Raw genomic sequence first — 23,215 nt, 5'->3', positions numbered from 1 at the left:
TTTAATTTATTTGCATTGTTAATCTATCTATAACCGATATTTTTGTAATCGAAACAAAAATATAGAAAGGAAGTTGCTTGATGCACTATATTATTTACATGCACCCATCGAAAGATAGCTTTAATGGACAAGTGTTACATACGTTTGAGCAAGCGCTTAAACAGAAAGGGAATGAAGAGGTTTACGTTAAACATCTGTATGAATCGTTTACGGATGTCGTTCTTTCTGAAACTGAATACGAAGACACCCTTAAGGGAGTGTATGCGGATGATGTACAACGCGAGCATCAAATGCTACAAGCAGCAAAAACGATCACATTGATCTTTCCGATTTGGTGGGGAGGTTTTCCGGCAATCGGTAAAGGATATTTGGATCGCGTGTTGTCTTACGGATTTGCGTTTGAGTTAGAGAATGAAACGCCAATTCCTAAAATGAATAATAAGCCGTTAGGATTAATCTACACGACGGGCTCACCAGAAACAGAATGGAACAAGGCGGAAAAAGATCATTTCGAAGGAATTGTAAAACACTCAATTAGCGATTTTTGTGGATTCGATCTCCTTAAGCCGTTACACTTAGGATATGTTGTCCAAGCAAGTGAGAAAGAGCATCAAACGATGTTGCAGCGAGTGAGCGATTACGCTGAGCACTATGAATAGGAGAGGGTTTTATGCACTTATTAGTGGTTTCACACGAAGGAATTGAAACGTTAGCTGCAAAGCAAATGTCAAGCGACAAAGCATTACTGTTAGAAAAAGCATTTCAACTATACAGTCCAGGAACGGAATGCCCTGCAGATATGATATCAGCGATTTCACTTGGTGAGCCTTTCCTCACTACAGTTGATTCAGTATATGAGCAAGCGGTACATAACGAAGCTGTTAACAACGATGTATTTGTAAAAGACGGAGAATTTCAAACGCTCACACCAATTAAGCACCCTCCAAAAAATGTTATGTGTGTAGGCAAAAACTATGCAGCGCATGCGATTGAAATGGGTTCTGCTAAAGACATCCCAGATCATCCTTTAATCTTTACGAAAGCTCACACGACGATCTGTGCACATCAAGACAACGTCTCGCTTCACAGTGACATTACAGAGCAAGTTGACTATGAAGGTGAACTTGCCATCGTTATTGGTAAAAAAGGTACGAAGATCGAGCGAGAAGATGCTTGGGATTACATTTTTGGATTCACATTATTAAATGATATTACAGCTCGTGATTTGCAAGCGAGACATAAACAGTTTTTTGTTGGTAAGAGCTTGGACGGGTTCTGTCCAATTGGTCCATCAATCGTTACACGTCTAAGTGAAGAAGAATTGCTTAAAGAAACGATTACGACGACTGTGAATGATGAGGTACGTCAACAAGCGCCGCTTACGGATATGATCTTTGATGTTCGCGAATTAATTCACGTATTGTCAAAAGGAATGACGCTCGAGCCTGGTGATATTATCGCAACGGGTACTCCGTCAGGTGTTGGGAAAGGAATGAAGCCACCGAAGTTTCTAAAAGCCGGGGACGAAGTGGTCATTACGATTCCTGCAATTGGAGAGTTACGTAATCAGATGGTGTAAAACGTATAGAACATGTAAACGCCACATCCTAAGCGCTTCGTTTTTGAAGTGTCAGGATGTGGCGTTGATGGTTTGGTTATTAAGAGGTTTTAACTTTACGCTTTCTTTTCTCTGGCATGTCAGACATTTGGTTGACGCTTGCAACGTCTTCGACTTTCTTCTTAGGCATCTCCCAATGAGCTTCACTTCCTGGTAAATCATCAAACCAAGCAGCATCATCTGGACAATCTAAAACCATAAACTTCCCATAATTCCCATCACGTGACTGGTGGTATTTTAAATACGCCTTTCCATCTTCAATGGCAAGAATTTCGATTTTCCCAGATGTGTGACTCATCGACAGACGAATCCGTTTGCCAAGGCCGCTCGTAATTGCTTTTGCTTTCTCAACGGCTTCATACGCTTCTTTAAGAGTGAGCACAAAATCGTTATTACCAGCAACTGGACGGTTAATAAAGAAGTAGTAAGGGGTGACACCAGCCCATGATAAACGATTGAGTAGTTCTCCTAAATCTTCAGGGTTATCATTAATTCCCTTTAATACAGGTGTCTGGTTTACAACGATGACACCAGCATCGTGAAGCGCTTCAAATGCTTTTTTCGCTTCAGCGGTAATTTCACGCGGATGATTAACGTGAGCCATCACATAAATCCGGTTGTCAGGTGTTGAGTACTCTCTAAATAGATCAAGCAGCTCTTGATCTTCATAAATACGCATCGGATTAAATACAGGTAATTTCGAGCCGATTCGGATAATTTTCACGTGCTGAATGTTGCGCAATTCTTCAATAATGTATCGCAACTTCTTTGTAGCCAAAATCATCGGGTCTCCACCTGTTAACAGGACGTTGTTAATCTCTGGGTGATTACGAATGTACTCAATACCAGGATCAACATCGCTCATTGCTTCTTTTACGTCGTTTCTAAATAAGCGCTTTCTAAAACAATAACGACAATAAGCACCACAAACTTCAGAACATATTAAGAGGGCAGTCGTTTCATATTTATGCTGGCAACCAGAAACAACATAGTTCGTATCTTCATCAGAAGCATCCCAACGACCGTATTCTGAGAGCTCTTGTTCATTTGGGATTACGAGGTTTTTAATAGGATCATTTGGGTCTTCCCAATCAATCAGACCTAAATAATAATCATTTACTCTAAAAACAAATTTATCAGTGATCTTACGGAGTTTTTCTTTTTCTCTCTTTGGAATTTCAGGAATTTTATCAATATTAGTAATATATTTCGGCTGTGCCATAAACATCCTCCTTTAGTATTGATCATTGATAGAATGAGCTTAGTATAACAAGAGGAGTGTACAAGGTCAAAAAAGAATAAAAAGATTCAAAATAGTTTTAAATGAAAGATCTCCTTCATATTTTTGAAATAAAAATTTCACAAAATGAATAAGTTGAAATAATGGGTTCACAAAAAAGGAATTTTCGCTTAAAATGAAGTAAATCATTCATTTTATTATTTTTGTGAAATTAATCTTTTATTACTGGAGGAGAACAATGGGGATAGCGAACAATCGCCTTTCTTATGAAGCGCAAACAATGATGTCAAAACGACATATGGAGCGTGCAAAACAAGTCATGCCTGGAGGAATGACTGCGAATATAAAGCATTTTGAGCCATATCCAATTGCAATTAAGCGAGCACACGGCAGTCGATTGTTTGACGTTGATGGTCATGAATACATCGACTATTTAATGGGATACGGGGCCTTAATGCTCGGTCACGGTCATGAAGAAGTGAAATCCGCAATTCAGCAACAAATTGAACAAGATGGTACGTGGCTGTTCGGAACACCTCATGAAAAGGAAGCCGCATTTGCAGAACGATTGTTACGTTATTTTCCTTCAATGGAAAGCGTAAGATATACGAATTCAGGAACAGAAGCAAATTTACTTGCCCTTCGTTTGGCGATGGCGCATACAGGTAAATATAAGATTGCGAAGTTTGAGGGTCATTACCACGGTGCGATCGATTCTCTACTCATTAGTGTAAGCCCGAATGAACAGGATGCAGGCACTGCACATGAGCCAAATCGTGTTGCAGATTCTTACGGTATGGATGAGTTAGCGATGCAAAATACGTTCGTCCTTCCGTTTAATCAGTATGAGCACTGTGAGAAAATCTTAACTGAACATGCAGCTGAAATTGGAGCACTTATTGTTGAACCGCTTGAAGCGGGGATCATTGCACCTACGAACGATTTTCTACAGAAGCTTCACACATTAACAAAGAAATTAAACATCGTCTTGATCTTTGATGAAGTGAAAACCGGATTTAGAACCGGTATGGGTGGTGTTCAGAACCTCTACAATGTTGAACCAGATTTAACGACGATGGGGAAAGTCGTTGGTGGAGGGTTTCCTTTCGGTGTTGTTGGTGGGAAACAAGAAATTATGGGGCGTACGTCTCCGCTCGCTGGATTTGATTTCTTTGCCGACCAAGACCAGACCGACCGTAAGCAACTCGCGTTGTTCCATAGTGGAACGTATAACGGACATCCGCTCGTTCTAGCGGCAGGTTTAGCAACGCTAGATGTTTTAGAAGAAGAGATGAGTGACTTATTAATTCGTACAGAACAGTTCAAATCGGAACTTGAAGCGGTATTTAAGAAACACAGTCTTCCTATGAAAGCGGTTGGCATCGGTTCATTGTTTAGTGTATTATTTACAAATAAGGAAAGTCTCAGTAACTATCGATGCTTCGAACACGTAGATAAGAAGCTTCGGACAGAAATGGATCGTGCCCTATTCCAAGAAGGGATTTATGTTAAGCCTGGTAATCGCTATAGTATGTCAGTTGCACATGATGATGAAGCAATTGAGAAAACGATCATGGCTTATGAAAAGGTAGTTCCAACCCTTTTTCCTTCAAACGATTAACATGTAGGGTTTCGCGGTCTGAAGGGGGATCTTGAATTGTCTGATGTATATGAACAAATGATCGCGAGACAGCATGAGATGAGTAAATCTCAATTAAAGATTGCCAACTATTTGATCGATCATCAAGAGACCGCACCGTTTCTTACCGCATCAAAACTAGCCAAAAATGCAGAAGTAGGCGAGGCGACCGTCGTGCGCTTCGCTTTCTTTTTAGATTATAAAGGCTATCCAGATTTGCAACGCCACATGCAAGCTGCATTGCAACGGAAATGGACCTCTGCAGAAGTGTTTGCGTCAACGACTGAGCGAGGCGATTCTCCAGAGGATACAATTCGAGAAGTGCTCGCTGATGATATGAACAATTTAAGCACAACGCTCCAACAAATTGATGTTGAACAGTTCCAAGGTGCCATCGATGATATTGTTAACGCAAAGCGAATTTACATTATCGCTTACCGAAGTGCGATGAGCGTTGGGTTATTTCTTGAATTTTATTTGGATCTCGTATTACAAAATACTGAGATGCTTCGTAGTGCAGATGGGGTATCAGAACATTTGATTGATATTAAAGAAGATGATTTGGTTATCGCTTTTGGCTTCTCTAGGTATACGAAACGAACGGTAGAAGTGTTGAAATCTGTCAAGCAAAAGAATGCTAAAACGCTCGTTATTACGGATCATATGCTATCTCCACTCGTTCCATACGGTGATCGGAAGTTACTTGCGGCAACTGAAATTAATTCATTTATTGATTCGTTTTCAGCACCTCAAAGTATTGTAAGCGCATTGATTACAGCTGTAACAAGATCACAACATGAAAAGGTTGAAAAGCGCTTAGAAAGTTTAGAAGAGCTTTGGGATGCGTTTGATGTCTTTCACAAATAACATGTTTCTAAAGAGAACATTAAGGTAATATAGGGGATATAGATGTCTATCGATTTTAGGAGTATATCTATGTCAAAACTGGAGAGATCGATGTTTCGAAGAGATTTAGAGTTTCTGCGTCAATTGCAGCAGAAAATTACGGACAAGGAGCGACAATTAGAGGATGGTCTTAGAGACCAAATTGCGCACCTTGAACAAGTTCTCGATGACACAAGACAACGGAATTATGATTAGTGTATAGGGTGGAGTTTCCTCCATCCTACATACTGGGTGTGTGTCGCTCGGTTGCTAGTCTACGTAGACTCTCCATTACATTGTTAAAGAGCCCGTCCTTTAAGGACGGGCTCTTTAACGTTTGCTTAAGCTTCAACTGTACGTTCAGGCGTACGTGGTGTTTGGTTACGTTTATTGCGAATGTGTTGAACGAGGGCGATCAAGGTAAGAATACCAATTCCAGCCAATGAAATTGGAATGCTATTTGGATAAACAGCCATAATTCCACCGACTATTAGACCGAGACGTTCATAGATTTTAGGTTTTGCGACAAAGTAGTTCATGATCGCAGCACTAATTGCAATCATTCCGATAATGGCTGTAATTAGCGGTGGCATCAGTGTCATAAACGTAGCATCTTGCAAGAGCAACACAGGGTTTGCTACAAACACATATGGAATGATAAAGGCAGCAATGGCCAATTTGAAAGCGATGATCCCTGTTTTCATCGGATTGGCTCGGGCAATACCTGCACCTGCATACGCTGCCAAGCAGACCGGAGGCGTAATATCTGCTGCTAGACCGAAATAAAATACAAACATATGTGCAGCGATTGGTGGAACATCAAACATTAAAATTGCTGGTGCTGCAACGGTTGCGGTAACAACATAATTTGCAGTTGTCGGCAGACCCATACCGAGTATAATACAAGCAATCATCGTAAAGAACAGAACAAGGAAGAACTGGCCATCAGCAAGTACGATAATACCTCGTGCTAATACGCCACCAAGCCCAGTAAATACAACAATTCCGACAATAATCCCTGCAGAAGCACAGGCAGCAATGACTGGAACGGCAGTTCTTGCACCTTTCTCCATCATATCAAGGACACCGAGCAGCGTCGGGCGTGTATCTTTTCGAAATAAACTGATGACAAAAGCTGCTAGAATGCCCCATAATGCAGCGAAAGTTGGGGTAAAGCCTATAAGCATTAAGCCAATAATCGTTACAAGTGGTAAAATCATATCAATTCTCGTAATAAATGAACGTATTTTTGGAAGTTCAGAAACTGGCACACCGACAATTCCTTGTCGTTTTGCTTCAAAGTGAATTCCAAAAAATACACCCATAAAGTAAAGCAATGCCGGAATGATGGCATAAATAATAAGTTCACTATATGGAATACCTACATACCCCGCCATAATAAAGGCAGCTGCCCCCATAATCGGCGGCATAATTTGTCCACCCGTTGATGCAGAAGCTTCTGCCGCACCTGCAAACTCAGGTTTAAACCCAGAGCGTTTCATCATTGGGATCGTAAAGGAACCTGAACCGACCGTATTGGCTACTGAACTTCCTGTTACCATTCCTTGTAAACCACTTGCTGCAACAGCTGCTTTAGCGGTTCCCCCTGTATAGCGACCAGTAAGTCGAAAAGCAATGTCGTTGAAGAACTGGCCAATGTTAGTTCGGACTAAAATGACACCAAAGAATAAAAACAAGTAAATAAACGTCGAGGACACTTGGATCGGTGTACCGAAAATTGCCTCAGTCGTAAAAAACAATTGCGTAGCCATTCCGGTCCACGTAAAACCAGGATGAGCAAATGTCCCGAGCCATGACCAAGAACCATACACACCGTAAAGGAGTGCAAGAATGGCAATAACGACGATTGGCATACCGACAGCTCGTCTTGTTGCTTCAAGTAAAAGAGCGATCGCGCCTAGTGCTACGAGTTGATCATGAAGTGAAAAACCAAAAATGACTGCACTTGTCAAATAATCATAATTCCAAACGATATAAAAACAACAGTACAGTGAAAGAAGTGCTAAAATCGCATCGTAAAATGGCACACCGACTTTTTTATCTGCTTTTTTACTAATGGGATATAATATGTAAATTAATGCAAGACCACTACCAACGTGAATAGCTCCTTGCATTAATGATCCATAGCCCCCGCGAAGACCGGTGTACAAGTGAAATGAGGTGAGAGAGATTCCGATAATAAACGCAATCCAAATCCACTTACCAAGATCGGTTCTCGTGTTCGATTCTTTGTCGTATTTTTTGAGTAGTTCTTCTTTTTCCTTTTCGGTCAATTCTCGTTCTGGTGCGTCATTGAGATGAGCGTTGGCATCAGCCATCGCAGGTCACCACCTTTCTTCAATAACGAGAGCCGGGCTTTAAGCGCCCGGCCCTACAGTTTTTTAATTTAACAAGCCTGCTTCTTCAAAGTAACGCTCGGCTCCTGGATGCATCGGAAGACCTTCATTACCGAGTAATAAGTTGTCGGTGTCTTCCATATGCTCCCCTTGATTGTGAGTGATGCTACCTGCATTTTCGTAAAGTGCTTTCGTAATTTCATAACCTAAGTCTTCATCGATCGTTTCATTAGAACCGATGAGGACTGCGTAAGCAGCGATTGCATTGACATCTTCCTCTAAAAACTCATACGTGTCAGCTGGAATGACAATTCGTTCATACATGCTATTCGCTTCAATTGTGTCGAGTGCTTCTTCATCAATTGAAAGTAGTTCAATGTCAATTTGACTATCCAGCTCTGTAATGTTATCAGCAGGTAAGCCTAAGAGACCAAACGTAGCATCAATGTTGCCGTCTTGAAGCATGCCTGCTCCATCACCAAAGCCTTCTTCATACACTTCAATGTCGTCTTCAGTAAGACCGTAAGCTTCAAGAATCATCAATGACGCAGATTGTGAAGCTGAGTTTGGAGGACCAAGGTTCACGCGCATACCTTCTAAATCTTCAATTGATTCAATCCCGCTATCTGCTCGTACGGCGATTTGATTCGTTTCAGGGTAAATGTAACCCATATAGCCAAATTGATCGAACTCTCCTTGTCCTTCAAAGTCACCAGCACCTTCTAAGGCATCAAGCGCAGGGATATGGACAGTCATCCCTAAGTCAAGATCACCGTTATGTACACGGGCGATGTTCTCATTAGAAGCACCTGTCGAAACCGCATTCACAGTGACGCCGTCAGCATTATCTGAAATGACGTTTGCCATTTCTTGACCTAATGCGTAATACGTCCCTCCGGTAGAACCGGTACCAATTTGTAGTTGTGTTCCGTCCCCGCTCGAAGCGGCATCATCACCATCGTCATTACCGGCATCTGTATCCCCGACGTTAAGATCATCTTCGTCAAGTTCATCCACATCAATATCGCTGTCGCAAGCGGCGAGGATGGCAACAGAGAGAAATGTCCCCGAAAGTAAAGCTGTTTTATACTTGTTCATCAAAAGACCTCCCATATCATAATAATGTATTTTCGTCTATTTAACCAAAAGTTAAGACTATTGTCAAAGTTTGTGTTACTTTGACGCGGTGAAGGTAAATGTTTGTTTATGAGGAAATTATTGCGTATAATAAATGATTAGGACAGGAAACATATTGGATAAATTGGAGTGATGAAAGTGCCTGACGGTAAGTATTTCCGCTTTGGCTATGCAGTGGCTTTAATCTTGCTGATCATTTTTTTAGGAACACTCGTTGATTTTATATTCACTCCAGTCGTTATTCTCATTCAAACGGTGTTCGCACCGCTTGCGTTAGCTGGTGTACTTTTTTACTTATTCAGGCCCGTTGTTAAACTACTAGCAAGGAAGATGCCGAAAGTACTCGCCATTACTGTCATATACCTAGTGTTTATCGGGTTGATGACACTTCTTGTAATCTTAGTAGGTCCTGAGATTCAACGGCAGTTCTACAGTCTCGTTGATGTGGCACCTCGTTTCATTAACCAAGCTCAAAATTGGTTTAATGATTTTATGCAGAGTGACATTATGCAACGTTTCCAAGAAAATGAAACATTTAGTTTGGAAGAGATTATTCAAAATGTCGGTAACTATTTGAGCGATGCTTTTGCGGATATCGGTTCAAATATCGCAAGCTTTATCGGTGCGATTACTAGTGCTGTCATTGTCATTGCGATTGTACCTTTTATTCTATTTTATATGTTAAAAGAAGGAGAAAAGGCGCCACAACAAATTCTACGTCTACTTCCTTCAAAACAACGTAATGAAGGTAAGCGAATCCTTAGTGACATGGACGGTGCGTTAGCGAACTTTATCCAAGGACAAATTATCGTTAGTTTTTGTGTAGGTGTGCTCGTTTATATTGCGTATTTAATTATCGGAATCGAATATTCCTTAGTCCTTGCTTTGATTGCGATGTTCACAAACCTGATTCCATTTATTGGTCCGTGGATTGGTACAGCACCAGGTGTTATTGTCGCCTTGTTTGACGGTTGGTTGACCGCAATTGCAGTCATTGTTGCTGTCGTCATCATTCAACAATTTGAAAGCATCTTTATCTCACCACAAGTGATGGGAAGGAAGCTTCAAATCCATCCAATTACTGTCATCTTTATTTTGTTAGTAGCTGCGAACTTTGCAGGTATTATCGGGATGTTACTCGCGGTGCCAACGTATGCTGTTGCCAAAGTGATCGTTAGTCATACGTATCGACTCATTCGGTTACGCTACAAAGAAACACATAGTGAAAATAAAGGAGGTTGATTAGAATGAAATCAGAAAAAGAAGGCATTACACAATGGGATTATGAAGAATTACAGAAGCATTTACATGATGAACACCTCGTTTTTATCGATGTAAGAGAACCTGATGAATACGAAGAAGGTCACATTCCAGGCGTACCACTCATGCCTATGGGAGAAGTACCTGAGCGATTAACTGATATGGACAGTGAAAAAACACACGTCTTCATTTGTAGAAGTGGTGGTCGTAGTCAACGGGTCGCACAATATGCAAAAGAAAATGGTTTCAATCGTGTCATTAACTTTGATGGTGGGATGTTGAGCTTTGAAGGTGAGAAGAACACTGGAGAAGAAAAACGAATTGACCAAACATCAGAACTATATTCAAAATAGCGTTAAAGGCTAAGAGTCTCGTACAAAAATGTACGAGGCTTTTTTTTGTAAATTAGTAATGATGTGTGACAAAAAATGTCGTATAATGGAACTAGTTAAGAAAAATGGAGCGATCGTCTTATGAAACCAACCATTCTCGTAGTTGAAGATGACTATGAAATTGCTAGCATTATTCGCGATCATTTGCAATCGAAAGGATTCCACGTAACGGTTGCAACAACAGGTATTGAAGGGTTTCAAGATTTTGAACGTGGGCTATTTGACTTAGTGATCGTTGATATAATGCTTCCTGAATTAAGTGGCTTTGAGTTGTGCCAACGAATCCGATTAAAGAGCCAAGTCCCATTGCTCATTTTAAGCGCCAAGATGAGTAATGATGATAAAGTTCGCGGGCTTAATATTGGGGCAGATGATTACATGACTAAGCCTTTTTCATTGCATGAGTTAACTGCGCGAGTACAAGCGCAAATTCGCAAACATTCGCGATATAGAGAAAAGTATAAACAGAAACGAATGCTATTTGGTGCTGATTATGTCGTGGACCATCAAGCGAATCAACTTTTCTTCCAAAATGAAGAAGTGTCGTTAACGCCAAAAGAATTTGAAATATTATTGTTGTTCGTGAAAAATCCTAACAAAATGTTTGCCAAAAAAGAAATTTACCGGCTTGTGTGGCATGAAGACTGTGATGACGAACAGACGGTAACTGTACATATGAAAGGGTTAAGAGACAAGTTAAACGAAGACAAAAAAAACCCTAAATACATCGAAACCGTATGGGGAAGCGGCTATCGCTTCATCGGAGAAGTCAAGTATGAAAATTAGAACTTGGCTTTTCTTGTCTTTGCTTTTTGTTATGGTCATCCCTTCGCTTGCCGTCTATTCATTGTATACGCTTTTAACGAATTGGAATGAACAACAAAGCTTGGACGAGTACTTAGACTTTATTTCCACGTATCGAGAAATTAAAGAACCTCTTCAAAACCCTGATCTCTACACTTTCCATCCGACCATTCATGAATCCCTTCAAGAAACTATCGAACACGTCGCACAAATTACGCTTTATCGAAATGATGGTTATGTTGTCTATGAAACAACATCAGATACGATCGGGACGAGGCAAGCAGAATTAAGAGATCTATATGATGGTTTATATGAAGGGAATATGACGTACCGTTATTTTACAATTAAAGAGCCGGTATTTGTGGATGAGGAGATTGTCGGGTTTTATGAAGTAAGTATGCAAAGAGACGACCGCGTTGAATACGTTCAATCACGTTCTACATCGATACTTGTATTAAGTGCAGCTCTGTTTTTCTTAACGGGATTACTCGTTTGGTTTCAAATCAATCGTAGAATTAACAAACCGATCAAGTATTTAAAAAATGACATGAACGAATTTGTCTTACGCCCTAAGAAGATGACGACGTTAGCACATCCCAAAAACGATGAGATTGGCGACTTAATTAAGCATTTTAATTATATGAAACAAGAGGTCGTACACGCGCGTGAAGAAATCCTTCGAGAGCAAAAGGAAAAGGAAATGATAACAGCAGCGCTGTCACATGATTTAAAAACACCGCTTACTTCTGTGATGGCGTATACAGAATCGATGCAACAAAGGCCGCTTACGAAGTCGGAAACCGATCACTACTTAACAATTATTCGAAATAAGTCGATACAGATGCAACGATTAATTGAAGACATACATACATTCACACTATTAAAAAACCAGCAGTCTGTTGAACAGAAAGTAGCTGTTAACGGGCAAGAGTTTTTTGAAATGCTCGTAGACGGTTATGATGAGCTTGCTAGTCAACATGAAATTAATCTTCAAAAAGAAGTGAAAACCTTTGATAGTTTTGACGTACAAGTGAACCATATGATGCGTTTAGTCGATAATTTAGTATCGAATGCAATTCGTTACACCCCCCCTACAGGCAAACTATACATCGGTATTTATGATCAACAATTACCATCGTGGTTGTACAAACCGATTGACGTAAATTTCTCCACGCACGGGGTGTTAATCGTTCAAAATGAAGGAGCAACAATTTCTGAAAAAGAAAGCAAAAAGATCTTCGAGGCTTTTTATCAAAGTGAAGAAAGTCGAACGAAAAAAGCAGGACAACATTCAGGATTAGGGTTGAGTGTTGCAAAGATGATTACCGAAAATCACGGTGGGGACATTCAATTTATTCCAGTACCTAACAAAGGAACAATCTTAATGAGTACGTTTGTAAAAAGGAAGGATTACGATGAAAAAAACGTTGATGAGTAGTTTATTGCTTGGAAGTGTGTGCATGTTGTTCGGTTGTCAGACGCAATTTTCGCCTCAAGAAATTGTTGCAAATGCAGCAGAAACTCACCAACAACCGGATCAATTTTATATTGAATCGAAAATTATTTACGAAGGTGAAGAAGCGATTAATTTGTTTGAATGGCGAAATCAAGATTATTACCGCATAAACATTGTAGAATCTTTAGGACAGACGGTTACGATCGAGAATCCTGAGCAGAGCTTAACGTATCTAGAAGATGAAAACATAGCGCTCATATCGAACAATCACGGGGAAATCGTTGATGAAGTTCATTATTTGAATGATTTTTATCAGCTTGACGATCTGTATGACTTAGACGTTCAGCTCGTTGATGAGGAAAAGTGGATTGGCCGTGATGCCTATCATCTATTATTAGAAGGAGCAGATGAACAAGTCAAACTTGTCGTCGATCAATCAACGTGGATGATTCTAATGTGGGAACGCGGTCCATTGCGTACAGAGATTATTAATTTTGAGACGAATCCTGACTTTGATGGGGTATTTGATTTTGAAGTTCCAACGAGTGCAGAAGTGCTGCATTTGGATCATGAACAAAATGTGCTCACACCTGAAGAAGCTCAGCAACTATTTGCATCTGATGTGAGATTGCTCACTGACGATTATGAACTATGGGAAATCTATGTGTTAAGCGAAGAAGAAGTAATGCTTGAATACTTTAAAGATCAATCGCCCTATGTCGTCATGACGATTGGCGAAACACAAAATGATACGGTCGTTGAGAACAATGAGCTGATCGATCAACTAGAACTGTTTACGATGGTTGACGTTTATGAGTTGCCTGGTGAAACGTTCGTATTAACGTTTGAAGAAGAAGGAAATTATTATGAAGTGTTTGCAGAAGATGCGAACGTTACCGTCGATGATTTAATCGCCTTTATCGAATCTCTATATAGCTTAAATGAAGAATAATCTTTAATTCCTCCTCATATAGTGCATGTAGTGTGCTTGATTTTGAATCGGTAATGATTCATTTCAATTGTTTAGAAAAACTCAAAGCAGGGAGTGTTTCTGATTGTCAATTCAAGCGTTTCCGTATAAACGTGCACTCGTTACTGGAGGAGGAGGGTTTGTTGGAAGTCACCTCGTAGAAGAATTGTTGAATTTAGACGTTGAAGTGATTTGCTTGGACAATTTTAGTGCAGGAAAAAAGAAGAACCTGTCTACATTTGATTCGCATCCGTTATTAACAGTCGTAAAGTCAGATGTGACGGATTTTGATCATATGTCTCGGTTCTTTAAAGATGTGGACGTTGTTTTTCACCAGGCGGTATCGAAAAATACCGTCTGTATGAAAAATCCTCGTCTTGATTTAAAAATAAATGCGGAAGGAACCTTTAACGTATTAGAAGCATCACGCATTCATGCGGTAAAAAAGGTCGTTCATGCGTCAACGGGCTCCGTCTATGGTGAGCCCGTTTATTTTCCAGAAGATGAAGCGCATCCGACCAATCCTGTTTCGTTTTATGGAACGAGCAAACTCGCAGCGGAAAAATACTGTTCTGTATTCAAAAATTTATACGATATGGACATTTCAGTCTTGCGGTATTTTCACGTATATGGACCAAGGCAAGAGGATAATGATGACGGAGGAGTTGTCTCAATATTCATACGAAGGGTATTGGCTGACCAACCGCCGGTCATTTTCGGGGATGGAAAACAGCTACGTTCGTTTACATTCGTTAAAGATGTCGTAAAAGCGAATATTCTTCTTGCTACGAAAAAAGAGACGAACGGAGAAGTCTACAATTGTGCTTCAGGCTTGAAGATTACGATTCAACAATTAGCAGACCTCGTCTTAGAGCGGTTCAAAAGAACAGATCTCACGGTTGAATATTCTGGTTGGAAGCCTGGTGACATTCGTTATTTTGAGATCGACAACAGCAAAATCAAAAACTTAGGCATGAACTTTTCTTGGGGTTTTGAAGATGGTGTGGATGAAACGATTAAATGGATGAAAGACAATAAGTAATGAATCTTCGTTCGAGGAGGTTTTTATGAGAGTCTTGCACCTTCCTTATGGCATAGGTATGAGTACGATGGCAAAGGCTTTGCGTACAAAAGGAATTGACGCACAGTCTTGGAGTCTTAGAACGCATCATTATGCGTACATGGCTGATGAGCGGATCCATTTTGATCAATATAAACCTGAAGAAGAAGAGGAAAAGCGTGAAGCTTATTTACAAAAAGCACTCAAAGAATTCGATGTGTTCCATTTCCATTTTGGTGAGAGTTTCTTTCCAGACCGTCGTGATTTAGAGACAATCAAAAAAGCGAATAAAAAAATGATCGTGCACCACCGAGGTTCTGAAGTGCGGATGTTAAAGAAAGCACAAAGCTTTAACAACCCATATGTACGCGTAAAAAAGTCTTGGCCTGAAGACAAAGTAAAAAGTAATTTAGAGTTTCTATCGCACTATTTTGATCAAGCAATTGTCAATGACTATGAGCTTTATTATTACGTTGAGCCTTATTACAAATCCATTCATGTTGTTCCTCACACGATGGATTTAAGTAAATATACGCCTACCTATCCGAAAGATCATGAGCGTCCACTTGTCGTACACGCACCTTCACGGCGAGATACGAAAGGAACACAATATGTGCTACCAGTGCTAGAAAAGCTAAAAGATGAAGGGGTTGCGTTTGATTACGAGCTTGTAGAAGGAAAGTCACACGAAGAAGCATTAGACATTTATAAAAAAGCTACGGTAATTGTCGATCAATTGCAGTTAGGGGCGTACGGTCATTTAAGTATGGAAGCGATGGCACTCGGAAAGCCGGTTATTTGTTACATTCGAGACGATCTTGTTAAGAAGTATCCTAAAGATATGCCAATCGTGTCAGCTGATCCGAAAAACTTTGAAACCGTGCTTCGTTCTTTCCTTAAAAATAGTGACCAATATCAAGCAATTGGAAAAGCTGGGCGCAGTTATGCAGAGCATTACCATAGCTTTGACAGTGTGGCGAATAAGCTGATTACCATATACAACAAGCTTTAGGGAGGGCGGTTTTCATGAAGGTTTTGCATATGCCTAGTGGCTCAGATATTAGCATGCTTGCAAAACAGATGCGTGCTCTCGGTGTAGATGCGACATCAGCTAGTTTTAGTTCAAAAGATCTTTACGGCTATCGTGCAGACCGCAATTTAAATGTCGACCAGTTTCCGCCAGAAGAAAAGAAAGCGAAGATTGAGCAAATCTTTCAAGAAGCGATGAATGAGTTTGACGTGTTTCATTTTCATTTTGGCAAGACGTTCAATTCAAAATCTGACATTGCAATTCTAAAAAGCAAAGGTAAGAAAATGGTTGCTCACCATCGTGGTTCAGAAGTACGTCTCTTATCTTTGGCTCAGAAGAATAACCGTTTCGCTTCAATAAAATCGAAATGGCCTGAAGAAACGGTTCATAAGTATGTTCGCCGATTGTCTGCGTCGATTGACCACGCAATCGTACCGGATTATGAAATGCTCCCTTACGTTGAGCCTTATTACAAACATGTGCACGTCGTTTTGCGCGCCATCGACGTATCATCGTATACACCGGTTTATCCGAAAGAAACGGATAAACCGGTCGTCGTTCATGCACCTTCGCACCACGAAATTAAAGGCACACCATTCGTTTTAGAAGCGGTAGAGCAATTAAAACAAGAAGGATTAGACTTTGAGTTTAGAAAGATTGAGAACCTCTCCCACGAAGAAGCAATGAAAGCTTACCAAAAAGCAACGGTCGTTATTGATCAACTACGAATTGGGAGCTATGCAAATTTAACGATGGAATCAATGGCTTTAGGGAAGCCAGTCATTTGTTACGTCCGAGAAGACTTGGTCTCTAAATTTCCCGGGAAATTGCCGATTATCAACGCAAACCCTGATACATTGACTTCGGTGCTACGAAACTTTCTGATGAAGAACAATGATTGGAATAAAATTGGTAAAGAAAGTCGTGCTTACGTTGAGCAATATCATCATGTTGAGCGTATTGCAAAACAGATGATCGACATTTATAAATTGCTGTAATAGGAGGGCGCTTTGAAGGTCTTACACTTACCGTATGGAGCAGGTATCGCATCATTATCTGAAGCGTTGCGAGAAATTGGCGTCCATGCGGAATCGTGCAGCTTCTATTCTACGAATACGTACAACGATCTAGCCGATTACAAATTAGATTTAGATCGTCTATCAAAAGTCAAAAAAGAAGAGAAGTTAAAGCAATTTTTTGAGCATGCAAAAAAAACGTATGATGTCTTTCATTTTCATTTCGGTGAGACATTCCACCCAATGTTTCTAGATGTAAAAGAATTAAACGAAAAAGGAAAAAAAGTCGTGGTTCACCATCGTGGTTCCGAAGTGAGAAGGCTCTCGATTGCTCGTCGGAATAACCCTGATGTGGTTGTGAAAAAAGATTGGTCAGAGCAACGAATTAAAAAGCGTCTTCAAACATTGTCGAAATATGTAAAAGTTGCGATCGTGAACGATCTTGAGCTCGTACAGTATGTTACAGATAACTATGAACGAGTAGAGGTTGTTCCTCATGCGTTGAATCATCACAAGATTAGTCCTGCCTTCCCTAATGAAAACGATGTACCTATGATTGTTCATGCACCGAGTCATCAAGAAATTAAAGGTACCACTGAAATCGAAGCTGCGATTCGACGCTTACGAGACGAGGGATATGAACTTAATTATCAACGACTTGAGCATAAGACACGTGAAGAAGTAGTAAGAGAATTAGCTGAAGCGACGATTGTGATTGATCAACTGAAGATCGGTACGTATGCGAATTTAACGATGGAAGCGATGGCTTCTGGAAAGCCTGTGATTTGCTTCATTCACGAACAATACCGAAAGTCTTACCCAAATCAGTTACCAATCGTTCAAGCAACGATCGACACGATCTACGATGTGCTTTTAGATTTGTTGCGACGTCAATCGGAGTGGGCGCAAATCGGTCAACAATCTCGAAACTATGTGGAGCAGTTTCATAGTTATCCGGTTGTAGCGAATAAACTAAAAAAAATCTACGAAACGCTTTAATTCATGAACGTCCCTTTTTGTTCATACACATGTGGTACGAAGGTGAGGGGGCGTCAGGGTGATCTGGACATGGGTAGCAATGATTATTTTGTTATGGCTTCTCGGATTTGGGTTTGAAGTTGGTGGTGTATGGATTCATGGCTTACTAGGAATTGTTTTTTTGTTAGTTGCCTTCCAAGTATTCCGTTATATAAAGCGTTAATCTTTGTTTAGGAGCTCCAAATTCGGAGCTTTTTCTGATTTTGTAGTTTAATCTTTCAAAGAAGGGGAAACGTTATAGTAAGAAACAAAAGTTTAATCTTTGTAGGAGGATGAGACGTAATGGGTAAATCAAAGTACGTATGGACATCAGCAATTGTTGCAACTGTCGCAGCTGGAGCAACTTATTTGGTAAAGAATCCTGATAAAGGACGACAACTCATGGACGGTGCCAAATCACGGTATCATAAGCTCGTTGGATCTGCCTCTAACAAAGGATCTGACATTCCATTAGAGCAACGAATTGGCAACCCAGATCCACTAGACATTAACGATAATGAAATGGTCGCTGAAGGGTCAACGTTCTCAGTCGATTATTATAATAAAGCACACGAAAACGATCCTGAATACGAAACATCTTCTGAACAGAAGCCGCATTAGAAGCAAGGAAATGAACCGTTTCCTTGCTTCTTTTTGCTAACATCGGTTATACTGCTGTTTACATGATTTTTACACCCAAGATTACATAATGTTCGAGGTGTCAATCAGTGATAACAAACCATACGACAATTAGTACTGAAATGAAACGCATCGCGATCATTATATTTGGCGCGATCGCTGTAGCATTCGGATTGAACTTTTTCTTAATCCCAGCAGATGTATTTGCTAGCGGATTAACCGGGGTTTCACAGTTTATAAGCGCCTTATTTCCAGTTTCAACAGGGATTGTCTTGTTTCTCTTAAACATACCTGTTGCGATTTTGGGTTGGTTAAAAGTCGGTCGATTGTTTACATTTTATAGCTTCTTGCACGTCGCATTGACGTCATTTTTTTTAGAAGTGATTCCTGTACAAGCGTTAACAGAAGACATTATGTTGAACGCTGTTTTTGGTGGAATCATTGCCGCTATTGGTACGTCACTACCGCTTCGTTATGGTACTTCAGCTGGAGGGCTAGACATTATAGCGCTCGTCTTAGCCCGAATGAGTGACCGTCCAATTGGTGTGTACTTCTTTATGTTAAATGCGTTGATCGTCATTACCGCAGGCTTTGTATTTAATTGGGAACAAGCGCTATTTACACTCGTGTCGATTTACGCAACGTCAAGAATTATGGACATGATTCATACACGTCACGTCAAATGTACAGCGTTTATCATTACGAAGAAAGCGGATGAACTTCGAGAGAAGATCCATGAGAATGTTACAAGAGGTATAACACGAATGCCGGCTAAAGGTGGATTTGACTCAGAAGAAAAAGAAGTGCTCATGATCGTTATTACACGCTATGAACTATTCAAGTTACGACAGATTACAGAAGAAACGGACCCTAAAGCGTTTACGAATATTGTACCAACTACAGAGATTGTCGGTTCATTTAGAAAAGATGATTAGTTGAGGTGGTCATGATGTTAGCGTTGAAAGTGAATGCCGTTAATGAGAAGAAAGGCGTTACAGTGTGGGTTAGTGTGACAAACGAAAGTGAGGAAGTCGCTGAACTACTGTTTAACACGAGTCAGCGTATTTCAATTGCGGTATACGATGACAATCAAAAGCGCGTATACCGCTCTGAATCAGAGTGGATGTATTTGCAAGTCGTTGAACATGTCATGTTACAAGCAAATGAAGAAGTGGTGTTTCAAGAAAAGATGCCCTCCTCGTATTTCGAAGAAGGGCATACGTATAAAGGAAGCGTTCGACTTGCTGTTCATACGATTAATGATGAGAAGACGTTACAGCAGCCACAAACGTTCACGTTTACACGTTAAGAACTTTCTTGACGTGTTTTTAAAATTGGAAACCATACCGCTTTGAGACGACATCATAAAAACCTAATGAATTGTAAAGTCGTTTCGTAGCGATGTTATTAATTCCAGTTTCAAGCTCAATCCCTTTGTAATCATGTTGTTCTGCCCAATGGATAATAGCAAGAAGCATTTTTTTGGCGATCCCTTTGTTTCTTTGGTCTTCACGAACGTATAAGTCATTAAGCCAAACGTAGCGCCCGCCTTTTCTTATGCTATACATCGTATTAAGAAATGCAGCGCCAACCATGATTCCTTGATCTTCTGCAATGAAGAGCTCTGCGTTCGAATCAGGATCTTTGACTTCGTGCAACGTCGTTAAGATGTTATCATAAGCGTGTTCTCCGCCAATTGATTCCATTTGGCCCATGAGTAGCTCTGTCGCTTTTTGTACTATTTGCTGATCATGTTGTTCAGTTAGTGCGTAGATCTTCATTTCGCACCCCTTATCTTTATTAATGAATGACCCTTTTCCACAAGGGAATACTTATCTATGATAGCATAGCTTGAGGAGATTCGGAATGTCCTTCTCCTGCACAAAAATGTAACAACTTGTTCAAAACTGAAGAGATCTCATGTGGTAAGATGAGTATAGCTCGGTTGATCATTTGGAGGGTCAATATGGAAGAATTGTTTGAAGTATTATCATTTCGGGCACTTTGGACGCCAGAATTGATTGCAATATTAACACTCGTTGCAGTTGCATATTTTTTAATTACACGTCGTTTTCGATCACGATTTACGACAGAAGCGAAGCAAACACCTAAGCAAGACATTATGTTTTTAGGTGGTCTTCTCAGTTTGTATTTAGGATGGGGAAGCCCATTATATAGTATCGGGCACATGCTCGTTTCCATCCATATGATTCAGATGGTTTTTGCTTATTTCTTCGCCGTTCCATTATTCATTTTGGCATTGCCTAAATGGTTGCTCTCCAATGTTTATGAATGGCTAGGAAAGAAAGTCAAGCCCATCAGGGATCTTATGTTCCATCCGATTATCGGCTTAATCTTTTTTAATGCGTTATTTTCTATTTATCATATTCCTGTCGTATTTGACTTTTTGATGCTTAGACCTGGGGTTCATAGCGTTTATGAAATCTTCATGTTAGTTGCGTCGTTTATGATGTGGTGGCATATGCTTGCTCCGTTGCCTAGTAAACAATACTTACATGACTTTAGAAGAATTATTTATATATTTGGTAATGGTATTTTGATTACACCAGCGTGTGCGCTTATTATCTTCTCAGGTACTGCGTTATATGATACGTACACAGACCTTAACTATTGGTCACAAGTAATGGCATTTTGTATTCCAGGAGGTGCAGCTGTACCTGCATCGATGTTTGGTGGGTTCGGATTTTTAGGTGGATTAGATGCATACAGTGATCAACAACTCGGTGGTGTAGCAATGAAAGTGGGTCAAGAGCTCGTTTACGGTACTACGATTGGGTTTGTATTTAAACAATGGCTACAAAAAGAAAGCCACCAAGAAGGTGAACTGACAATTAGTGATATTCCTTCTCACATCAAGACAAACCGCTAGGAGGGATTGTCATCTTTAAGAAACCAATGCTGCTATTTATGATAGGAGCAATCTTCTTAACTGGTTGCGGTTGGTTGTATGAATCAGGGGCAACGACTAAAAACGGAACGGATACATCTGACTTAGATTTATTTATGATACCGTTTGAGGCAACAAATCAACACGAAGAGACGATTACAGAGCAAGATATGGATGGCGAGTATTCGGTAGTCAATATGGCATTTACTCGATGTCCATCCGTTTGTATGATGTTGACACCGAACATGGCTCAGGTACAGTCTGGATTAGAAAACGAAGGAATTGATGCTTCGCTATATACGTTTTCTGTCGACCCTGAATTTGATACACCAGAACGGTTAGTCAGTTACGGTGAAGCGTACGCTGCTGATTTTGAGAGTTGGCATTTTCTTACGGGTTATGACTTAGAGGTCATTCAGGAGATTGCTACAGAATCGTTTAATACGATTGTTCAGCCAGCGGAAGATGATATTATGCATACGACTTACTTTTTTATTTTAGATCCTGACAATCAAGTTATCCGTTTTTATGATGGACTTGAAAACGACGTAAGCCCGATTGTTGAAGACTTAAAGGGACTAACAACCGAAAATGAATCGTAAACACACAGTGATTATGCTGTGTGTTTTTTTTCGTTAATTATTATAAAAATACACTTGAATTTATGTTTACTCACGTTTATAATCAAATCAATAGATGCATAAATATAAATAGGAGTGAGGAATTATGAAGGTTGCGATCGTCGGAGCTACAGGTTATGGAGGCATAGAGTTGATACGTTTACTCAGACAGCACCGGCACGTATCTGAACTTTCCGTGTTTTCCTCATCACAAGCAGGCACGAATTATGATGATATTTACCCCCATGTCCAAGACATTTATCAAGGGGTTTTGAAAAGTGTAGATGCACATCAATTAGCTGATGAATACGATGTGATTTTTGTATCGGCACCTCCAGGGGTTGCGGCAGAACTGATGGAATACTTAATAGATGGTCAAGCGAAAGTGATTGATTTGTCAGGAGATTTTCGTTTGCTCGACGGTTCAATCTATGAAGACTGGTACGGTCGACCAGCGGCGAAATCTTCCCTCGTAGAAAAAGCAGTATACGGTCTTAGTGAATGGAATCGCGAAGAGATCGAGAAGGCGAAATTAATCGCAAATCCAGGTTGTTATCCAACCGCGGTGCTTTTAGGACTCGCGCCGTTAGCGAACGACAATGTGATTGATACCTCAACATTAATTATTGATGCGAAATCGGGAACGACTGGAGCGGGTAAAAACCCGAGTGAAATGACACACTTTGCCGAAATGAATGACTCATTGAAAGTTTATAAAGTAAATCAACATAAACATACACCTGAAATTGAACAACAACTTGAGCAATGGATTGGCACGAAGGAGCCGATTACGTTTACTCCACATCTAGTCCCGATGTCTAGAGGGATTATGGCGACGATGTATGCAAAAGTTAGCGACTCATTAACGAAAACAAAAGTTGAACAGATCTATCGAGATGCCTATGAAAAAACACCATTTGTTCGCATAAATTCATCAAGATATCCAGCTACAAAAGAAGTATACGGTAGTAATTTCACGAACATTTCATATCATCTAGACGAAAGAACGGGGAGGATTACCGTCATATCAGTGATTGACAACCTCGTGAAAGGTGCAGCAGGGCAAGCGATCCAAAACATGAACTTAATGCAAGGTTTCGAAGAAACTGAAGGGTTGTGGGCAATGCCTGTATATCCTTAAGGATAAGGAGTGAAGGACGTGGCAAA

General features: G+C 40.2%; 25 protein-coding genes. 21 read left to right on the top strand and 4 right to left on the bottom strand.

Going from position 1 to position 23,215, the window contains the following annotated elements; all coding sequences use genetic code 11:
• Positions 1-80 precede the first annotated feature (80 nt).
• Together JOD17_RS03265 and JOD17_RS03260 are read left to right on the top strand one after the other, a co-directional pair.
• Positions 81-659, top strand: coding sequence for an NAD(P)H-dependent oxidoreductase (locus tag JOD17_RS03265; RefSeq protein ID WP_204695694.1), 579 nt, complete (start codon positions 81-83; stop codon positions 657-659).
• 11 nt (positions 660-670) lie between these two features.
• Positions 671-1,579 (top strand): fumarylacetoacetate hydrolase family protein, encoded by a 909-nt coding sequence (locus JOD17_RS03260; protein WP_239575185.1) that lies wholly within the window; start codon positions 671-673, stop codon positions 1,577-1,579.
• Positions 1,580-1,658: 79 nt separating this feature from the next.
• Here JOD17_RS03260 and JOD17_RS03255 read toward each other — a convergent pair whose 3' ends face one another.
• Positions 1,659-2,840 (bottom strand): KamA family radical SAM protein, encoded by a 1,182-nt coding sequence (locus JOD17_RS03255; protein ID WP_204695693.1) that lies wholly within the window; start codon positions 2,838-2,840, stop codon positions 1,659-1,661.
• Between the two features lie 256 nt (positions 2,841-3,096).
• Here JOD17_RS03255 and JOD17_RS03250 point away from each other — a divergent pair, with 256 nt between their 5' ends.
• From JOD17_RS03250 to JOD17_RS03240, 3 genes are all read left to right on the top strand, one after another.
• Positions 3,097-4,479, top strand: a complete 1,383-nt coding sequence (locus JOD17_RS03250; RefSeq protein WP_204695692.1) for an aspartate aminotransferase family protein — start codon at positions 3,097-3,099, stop codon at positions 4,477-4,479.
• 57 nt (positions 4,480-4,536) lie between these two features.
• Entirely contained in the window at positions 4,537-5,364 is an 828-nt protein-coding gene (locus tag JOD17_RS03245; protein WP_204696040.1) for a MurR/RpiR family transcriptional regulator, read from the top strand.
• Between the two features lie 69 nt (positions 5,365-5,433).
• Positions 5,434-5,598: a hypothetical protein gene (locus JOD17_RS03240; protein ID WP_204695691.1), complete on the top strand. Its 165-nt coding sequence runs from the start codon at positions 5,434-5,436 to the stop codon at positions 5,596-5,598.
• Between the two features lie 125 nt (positions 5,599-5,723).
• Here the strand turns inward: JOD17_RS03240 and JOD17_RS03235 are convergent, their stop codons facing one another.
• Complete coding sequence (locus JOD17_RS03235; protein ID WP_204695690.1) at positions 5,724-7,721, bottom strand: TRAP transporter permease; 1,998 nt, start codon at positions 7,719-7,721, stop codon at positions 5,724-5,726.
• 63 nt (positions 7,722-7,784) lie between these two features.
• The gene (locus JOD17_RS03230; protein ID WP_204695689.1) at positions 7,785-8,837 is read right to left on the bottom strand and encodes a TAXI family TRAP transporter solute-binding subunit; all 1,053 of its coding nucleotides are present in this window, start codon (positions 8,835-8,837) and stop codon (positions 7,785-7,787) included.
• A gap of 171 nt (positions 8,838-9,008) precedes the next feature.
• Between JOD17_RS03230 and JOD17_RS03225 the strand changes: the two genes are divergently transcribed.
• The 13 genes from JOD17_RS03225 (at position 9,009) to JOD17_RS03165 (ending at position 19,829) form a co-directional block, all read left to right on the top strand.
• A complete protein-coding gene (locus JOD17_RS03225) occupies positions 9,009-10,118 on the top strand; it encodes an AI-2E family transporter (RefSeq protein WP_239575233.1) in 1,110 nt (369 codons plus the stop codon).
• 5 nt (positions 10,119-10,123) lie between these two features.
• Complete coding sequence (locus tag JOD17_RS03220) at positions 10,124-10,489, top strand: rhodanese-like domain-containing protein (protein ID WP_204695687.1); 366 nt, start codon at positions 10,124-10,126, stop codon at positions 10,487-10,489.
• A gap of 120 nt (positions 10,490-10,609) precedes the next feature.
• The gene (locus tag JOD17_RS03215; protein WP_204695686.1) at positions 10,610-11,314 is read left to right on the top strand and encodes a response regulator transcription factor; all 705 of its coding nucleotides are present in this window, start codon (positions 10,610-10,612) and stop codon (positions 11,312-11,314) included.
• Entirely contained in the window at positions 11,304-12,770 is a 1,467-nt protein-coding gene (locus JOD17_RS03210) for a sensor histidine kinase (RefSeq protein ID WP_204695685.1), read from the top strand. The genes JOD17_RS03215 and JOD17_RS03210 overlap by 11 nt, the downstream gene beginning before the upstream one ends.
• Positions 12,748-13,740: a LolA family protein gene (locus JOD17_RS03205; protein ID WP_204695684.1), complete on the top strand. Its 993-nt coding sequence runs from the start codon at positions 12,748-12,750 to the stop codon at positions 13,738-13,740. The genes JOD17_RS03210 and JOD17_RS03205 overlap by 23 nt, the downstream gene beginning before the upstream one ends.
• Before the next feature lie 103 nt (positions 13,741-13,843).
• The gene (locus tag JOD17_RS03200; protein ID WP_204695683.1) at positions 13,844-14,800 is read left to right on the top strand and encodes an NAD-dependent epimerase/dehydratase family protein; all 957 of its coding nucleotides are present in this window, start codon (positions 13,844-13,846) and stop codon (positions 14,798-14,800) included.
• 25 nt (positions 14,801-14,825) lie between these two features.
• The gene (locus tag JOD17_RS03195; RefSeq protein ID WP_204695682.1) at positions 14,826-15,830 is read left to right on the top strand and encodes a glycosyltransferase family protein; all 1,005 of its coding nucleotides are present in this window, start codon (positions 14,826-14,828) and stop codon (positions 15,828-15,830) included.
• Positions 15,831-15,844: 14 nt separating this feature from the next.
• A complete protein-coding gene (locus JOD17_RS03190; protein ID WP_204695681.1) occupies positions 15,845-16,846 on the top strand; it encodes a glycosyltransferase family 4 protein in 1,002 nt (333 codons plus the stop codon).
• 12 nt (positions 16,847-16,858) lie between these two features.
• A complete protein-coding gene (locus JOD17_RS03185) occupies positions 16,859-17,863 on the top strand; it encodes a glycosyltransferase family protein (RefSeq protein WP_204695680.1) in 1,005 nt (334 codons plus the stop codon).
• A gap of 58 nt (positions 17,864-17,921) precedes the next feature.
• On the top strand, positions 17,922-18,065 hold the full coding sequence (locus JOD17_RS03180) for a DUF5670 family protein (RefSeq protein ID WP_204696104.1): 144 nt from the start codon (positions 17,922-17,924) through the stop codon (positions 18,063-18,065).
• A gap of 119 nt (positions 18,066-18,184) precedes the next feature.
• Entirely contained in the window at positions 18,185-18,502 is a 318-nt protein-coding gene (locus tag JOD17_RS03175) for a hypothetical protein (protein ID WP_204695679.1), read from the top strand.
• A gap of 107 nt (positions 18,503-18,609) precedes the next feature.
• A complete protein-coding gene (locus JOD17_RS03170) occupies positions 18,610-19,455 on the top strand; it encodes a YitT family protein (RefSeq protein ID WP_338028749.1) in 846 nt (281 codons plus the stop codon).
• A 14-nt stretch (positions 19,456-19,469) separates the two neighbouring features.
• Positions 19,470-19,829, top strand: a complete 360-nt coding sequence (locus JOD17_RS03165; protein WP_204695678.1) for a BsuPI-related putative proteinase inhibitor — start codon at positions 19,470-19,472, stop codon at positions 19,827-19,829.
• Positions 19,830-19,848: 19 nt separating this feature from the next.
• Here the strand turns inward: JOD17_RS03165 and JOD17_RS03160 are convergent, their stop codons facing one another.
• Complete coding sequence (locus JOD17_RS03160) at positions 19,849-20,301, bottom strand: GNAT family N-acetyltransferase (RefSeq protein ID WP_204695677.1); 453 nt, start codon at positions 20,299-20,301, stop codon at positions 19,849-19,851.
• Between the two features lie 185 nt (positions 20,302-20,486).
• On the opposite strand from JOD17_RS03160, the gene ctaG reads away from it, so the two are divergent.
• The 3 genes from ctaG (at position 20,487) to argC (ending at position 23,189) form a co-directional block, all read left to right on the top strand.
• Positions 20,487-21,410: a cytochrome c oxidase assembly factor CtaG gene (gene ctaG / locus JOD17_RS03155; protein ID WP_204695676.1), complete on the top strand. Its 924-nt coding sequence runs from the start codon at positions 20,487-20,489 to the stop codon at positions 21,408-21,410.
• Positions 21,411-21,448: 38 nt separating this feature from the next.
• Positions 21,449-22,030, top strand: a complete 582-nt coding sequence (locus JOD17_RS03150; protein WP_204695675.1) for an SCO family protein — start codon at positions 21,449-21,451, stop codon at positions 22,028-22,030.
• 124 nt (positions 22,031-22,154) lie between these two features.
• Complete coding sequence (gene argC, locus JOD17_RS03145) at positions 22,155-23,189, top strand: N-acetyl-gamma-glutamyl-phosphate reductase (protein WP_204695674.1); 1,035 nt, start codon at positions 22,155-22,157, stop codon at positions 23,187-23,189.
• Positions 23,190-23,215 lie beyond the last annotated feature (26 nt).

It is taken from the genome of Geomicrobium sediminis (assembly GCF_016908595.1).
Taxonomy (GTDB): domain Bacteria; phylum Bacillota; class Bacilli; order Bacillales; family Marinococcaceae; genus Geomicrobium_A; species Geomicrobium_A sediminis.
Note: the sequence above shows the minus strand (reverse complement) of the source record. Positions and strands in the feature narration are given on the sequence as shown.